Source organism: Gemmobacter sp., from assembly GCF_046292685.1.
In the GTDB taxonomy this organism is placed as follows: Bacteria; Pseudomonadota; Alphaproteobacteria; order Rhodobacterales; family Rhodobacteraceae; genus Wagnerdoeblera.
In genome coordinates, this window is the sequence record NZ_JBKBQM010000093.1 from 1 (window position 1) to 4930 (window position 4930).

At 66.2% G+C, this 4930-nt stretch carries 5 protein-coding genes; 4 read left to right on the forward strand and 1 reads right to left on the reverse strand.

The window, feature by feature from the left end:
- Positions 1–121 precede the first annotated feature (121 nt).
- A complete protein-coding gene (locus ACK4S2_RS15565) occupies positions 122–991 on the reverse strand; it encodes a hypothetical protein (protein ID WP_409626446.1) in 870 nt (289 codons plus the stop codon).
- A gap of 117 nt (positions 992–1108) precedes the next feature.
- Here ACK4S2_RS15565 and miaB point away from each other — a divergent pair, with 117 nt between their 5' ends.
- From miaB to ACK4S2_RS15585, 4 genes are all read left to right on the forward strand, one after another.
- Positions 1109–2431 (forward strand): tRNA (N6-isopentenyl adenosine(37)-C2)-methylthiotransferase MiaB, encoded by a 1323-nt coding sequence (gene miaB / locus ACK4S2_RS15570; protein ID WP_409626449.1) that lies wholly within the window; start codon positions 1109–1111, stop codon positions 2429–2431.
- A gap of 127 nt (positions 2432–2558) precedes the next feature.
- Complete coding sequence (locus ACK4S2_RS15575; RefSeq protein WP_409626452.1) at positions 2559–3158, forward strand: OmpA family protein; 600 nt, start codon at positions 2559–2561, stop codon at positions 3156–3158.
- Positions 3158–3538 (forward strand): hypothetical protein, encoded by a 381-nt coding sequence (locus ACK4S2_RS15580; protein ID WP_409626454.1) that lies wholly within the window; start codon positions 3158–3160, stop codon positions 3536–3538. The genes ACK4S2_RS15575 and ACK4S2_RS15580 overlap by 1 nt, the downstream gene beginning before the upstream one ends.
- 166 nt (positions 3539–3704) lie before the next feature.
- Positions 3705–4781, forward strand: a complete 1077-nt coding sequence (locus tag ACK4S2_RS15585) for a PhoH family protein (protein ID WP_409626457.1) — start codon at positions 3705–3707, stop codon at positions 4779–4781.
- The last annotated feature ends 149 nt before the right edge of the window (positions 4782–4930 follow it).

Sequence of the window (4930 nt, forward strand, 5' to 3'; positions counted from 1 at the left end):
CCGCATGACGACGAGGGGTGGCATCGGGCACCCATACCTCGCCTCGACCAGCAAGACGCTCACCGCTGCCGCCCAAACAGAGGGAAAACTGTTCCGCCTCGTGGACTTCTTCAGCAGCCTGCTAGAACCACTGCCCCGGTTCCATCAGCCCCAGGTCCATCAACTGCTGGCTGTGCCACCGGAACGGCACCGAGTTGCTCCAGCGGAAGCTGTGGATATCGAACCGCGACCCCGGATTGGTCCGCAAGGCCTTGGCGGTGCGGAACGAACAGACCGCGGCGGTGATGTTGTTGTGCCAGGGGCAGGCGTAGGTGTTGTATTCCTCGATGTTGAAGGTGTGGTCGTCGCGCAGCACAAGCCCCGGCTGCGCGCGGAACAGGCTGACACGGTCGATGCGGCGGCGCGTCCAGGGCACATGTTCCTCGAACCGCCAGCGCAGGCCGCCGAAGAAATCCATCTGCCGTTCCTTGGGGGCCCAGCCCTTGGCCGGGTCGCCGCGGCCCAGGGCGTAATACCCCAGCCTGTCCAGCAACGCATCCGTCAGCGACACGGCATCGGGGTGGCGGTCGAGATCGCCGGCATAAAGGTCGATCACATAGGTCAGCACCGTGTCGCGGCGTTCCTCGGCCTGAAAGGTCGTCAGGTCGCGGATGGTGCGCGTTTCGCAGAACGGAAAGAACAGGTATTCGGCGTTGTAGCAGTAATGCAGCCAGGCCCCCGGTGCGGCGCCGATCACCCTGTTGACCGCGGTCGTCAAGGCGCTGTCGCGGTGAATGTCCCAGGGCACGTGGTGCACGCGCGGGGCCAGGTCCTGGGGCACGGGGATGCTGCGGTCGGCCAAGAGCGCCACGGTGCCGAAACCGCGGGCCAGCGCATGTTCCAGGGTCGAGCGGATTTCCACCCCGTCCTCGGCAAACACCAGCGCACCGGGCGCCTTGGCCAGCGCGGGGGTTGCCGCCTTCAGGAACTCGTCAAGACTGTCGTGGTTCATCTCTGCCCGTCGGTCGCGGCGCCCGGGCGCAGATTCCACCAGCGCGCGTGCGGATGCAAGCGTTGAGGGGGCTGGCGGCTTGGTGTAAAAGCGCGCGGATAACCCGAAAGGTGCGCCATGACCGAACCCAAGCGGCTGTTCATCAAGACCTACGGCTGCCAGATGAACGTTTACGACAGCGAACGCATGGCCGAAACGCTGGGCGCCGAAGGGTATGTGGCAACCGACCGCGCCGAAGATGCCGACATGGTGCTGCTCAACACCTGCCATATCCGCGAAAAGGCGGCGGAAAAGGTGTATTCCGACCTCGGGCGGCTCAAGCCGCTCAAGGCCGCGAAGCCGGGGCTGAAAGTGGCCGTTGCGGGGTGTGTCGCCCAGGCCGAAGGCGCCGAGATCCAGCGCCGCATGCCGCTGGTCGATCTGGTGGTTGGGCCGCAGGCCTATCATCGCCTGCCCGACCTGATGGCCATGGTCAACGCCGGGCAAACCGCGCTGGACACCGATTTCCCGCCCGAGGACAAGTTCGAACACCTGCCCAAGGTGCGCACCCGTTCGGCGCCCTCGGCCTTTCTGACCGTGCAGGAAGGGTGCGACAAGTTCTGCGCCTTCTGCGTCGTGCCCTATACCCGCGGGGCCGAGGTCAGCCGCCCGGCCGCGCGTCTCTTGGCCGAAGCGCGCGATCTGGCGGCGCGCGGCGTTCGGGAACTGACGCTGCTGGGCCAGAACGTGAATGCCTATCATGGGCGGGGGCCGGACGGTGCCTGGGGCCTTGCACGGCTGATCCGCGAAATGGCGCAGATCGAGGGGATCGCGCGCCTGCGCTATACCACCAGCCACCCCAACGACATGGAAGACGATCTGATCGCCGCCCACGGCGATTGTCCGGCGCTGATGCCTTACCTGCATCTGCCGGTGCAGTCCGGCAGCGACCGGATCCTGAAGGCGATGAACCGCAAGCACACGGCCGAGCAATACCTGCGCCTGGTCGAGCGTATCCGCGCGGCGCGGCCCGACATCGTGCTGACCTCGGATTTCATCGTGGGCTTCCCGGGCGAAACCGAAGACGATTTTGCCGCCACGATGGCCCTGGTCGAGGCGGTCGGCTATGGCATGGCCTATTCCTTCAAGTATTCCGCGCGCCCCGGCACCCCTGCGGCAGAACGCGCCCCGGTGCCGCCCGAAGTGGCAAACGACCGGCTGCAACGGTTGCAGGCCCTGCTGACGCGCCAGCAACGCGCCTGTCAGCAAGCCATGGTGGGCCGCGAGGTGCATGTGCTTTACGAAAAATCCGGGCGCCTGCCGGGCCAGATGTCCGGCAAATCCGATCACCTGCATGCCGTGCATGTGGCCGACCCGGGTGGCACGGTGGGCGAACTGGTGCGCGTGCGCATCGTCGCCGCCGCGCCCAATTCGCTGGAGGCTGTGCGAATTCGGGCCTGAACCGCCACCATTTTGCGGTCACCGCAGGGCAAAAGGCAAAGAATTCTCTGGACTTCGATAGTGCTGCCCGGCAATTCTTCCCTCGGGGTAAAACGTGTCTGCAATAATACCAAGGGGGACATTTGCCGTGAGACGGAGGATTTCCGAAGCGTTGCGGCTGGCAGTCGGGGTGGCGATGCTGGCCGGCGGGCTGGCAAGCGGCACCGCGGTGTCGGCCAAGCCGGGGGCGCAGGTCGGCCCGGGCGGCGGGCAGCCGGTTCAGACCGGCCGCATCGAATGGGGCTTGTGGATCGACCCGGACGGCTGCATGCACTGGTGGGCCGATGGCGGCCTCGAAGGCTACATGGTGCCGCGCCGCGACCCCAAGACCGGCAAGGCCGTCTGCCTCAAGCTCAACACCTGCCTGGTGGAAAACACCGATACGCTGTTCGCCACCGACAGCCACCACCTGACCGCGCAGGGCCGCCAGCGGCTGGAACATTTCTTCCGCAACGCGGGCGCCTTCGGATACGCGATCTATGGCCACACCGACAGCCGCGCCTCCGACGAATACAACATGCGTCTTTCGGAACGCCGGGCCAAGTCGGTCGCGGCGGTTGCGCAGTCGGTCGGCGCTTCGGTCGAACGGGTGGAGTGGTTCGGCGAACGCCAGCCGCGCGCGACCAACGCGACCGCCGAAGGCATGCGGCAGAACCGCCGCGTCGAAGTCGTGTGCTACCGGTGGTGATGATGATGAACAGAAAGCTCCTCACGGGTGCAACCCTGCTGGCCGTCCTGGGCCTTGCCGGCTGTGGCGACGGGCTGACACCCTATACGCCCGGTCCGAACACGCTGATCGCGGTGGGCGAAGACCGCGGGTTCGATACCACGCGCATTCCCGATCAGCGCGCTGCCATTGCCTATGACCCGGACGGTTGCCAGAACTGGATCATCGACGACGGCGTCGAAGGGTATTCCACCCCGCGCTTCGACCCGGCAACGGGGATGGCGAATATCTGCAACAACCGCTTCCCGCCCGGCGCCGTGATCGGCGATTACCAGTCCGGCAACCAGGGTCTGCGCGATTGGGTTCCCAACCGCGGCATGACCCGCAAGCCGGCGAACTAGACCGGGTGCCGAAGGGCCGCACATCCGGGGCCGCAGCGCAAGCTGCGGCCTTTTTCGTCTGGAAAACCGGCAGGACTGTCGCAAATCCTGCGCACGACCTGTGCAAACTTCGACCACCTGCCTTGCCCGGCTTGAATGCCAGCCGGCGCGGGCGCAGACTGGCACCATGAACGAACCCGAGAACGAGCCTGCCCCTGACCACGCCAATCAAGAGGAGCCCCGTTTGGGCATCAGCGCGCTGACCCCCCCGCCCCGTTTCGAACACCAGACCGAAACCGTGCTCGAATTTCCCGACAACCGCCTTCTGATCGGCCTGTGCGGCGAATACGACCGCAACCTGGCGCAGATCGAACAGGGCACCGGGGTGCAGATCCTGCGGCGGGGCAACCGTCTGGCGATCATCGGCACAAAGGCGGCAAGCGAACAGGCGGCCGGGGTCTTGCAGGGGCTTTATGCGCGGCTCGAGGCCGGGCGCACGCTGGCGCCGGGCGATGTGGCAGGCGTTCTGCGCCTGGGTCTGGGCGGCGTGGCGCCGCCGGTTCGGGCCGATGACCAGCTCGAGATGTTCGGCTCGGCCGGGTTCGAATTGCGCACCCGCAAGAAGCCGGTCGAACCCCGCACCGAAGCGCAGAAGGCCTATGTCTCGAACCTGTTCAAGCACGAGATGACCTTCGGCATCGGCCCCGCCGGCACCGGCAAGACCTATCTGGCCGTGGCCGTGGGGGTAACCATGCTGATCGGCGGGCAGGTGGAAAAGATCATCCTGTCCCGCCCTGCCGTCGAGGCGGGCGAAAGGCTGGGCTTCCTGCCGGGCGACATGAAGGAAAAGGTCGATCCCTACATGCAGCCGCTTTACGATGCGCTCAACGACTTCCTGCCTGCCAAGCAGGTGGAAAAGCTGATGCTCGACAAGCGGATCGAGATTGCCCCCCTGGCCTTCATGCGCGGGCGCACGCTGTCGAATGCCTTTGTCGTGCTGGACGAGGCGCAGAACGCCACCACCATGCAGATGAAGATGTTCCTGACCCGTCTGGGCGAAGGCAGCCGCATGGTCATCACCGGCGACCGCACGCAGGTGGACCTGCCGCGCGGCACCGCCAGTGGCCTTGCCGATGCCGAACGCATCCTGAAGGGGGTCAAGGGCGTCAGCTTCAACTACTTCGACGCGCGCGATGTGGTGCGCCACCCGCTTGTGGCGCGCATCATCGAGGCGTATGACCGCGCCGATGGAGAAGCTGGTTGACACCGTGATCGAGGAGCCCCGCTGGGAAGCCGCGGGGCTCGACTCCCTGGCCGAGGATGCGGCCCGGGTGGTGCTGTCCGAACTCGGGCTTGGCACCGATGGCTTCCTGATTTGCGTCATGGGCTGCGACGACGGCCGCATCGCCAGCC

What these genes read in the sequence shown, in the direction of transcription:
- miaB (WP_409626449.1), top strand. Translation starts at nt 1,109, where the DNA reads ATGACCGAACCCAAGCGGCTGTTCATCAAGACCTACGGCTGCCAGATG.
- ACK4S2_RS15565 (WP_409626446.1), bottom strand. Translation starts at nt 991, where the DNA reads ATGAACCACGACAGTCTTGACGAGTTCCTGAAGGCGGCAACCCCCGCG.
- ACK4S2_RS15585 (WP_409626457.1), top strand. Translation starts at nt 3,705, where the DNA reads ATGAACGAACCCGAGAACGAGCCTGCCCCTGACCACGCCAATCAAGAG.
- ACK4S2_RS15580 (WP_409626454.1), top strand. Translation starts at nt 3,158, where the DNA reads ATGATGATGAACAGAAAGCTCCTCACGGGTGCAACCCTGCTGGCCGTC.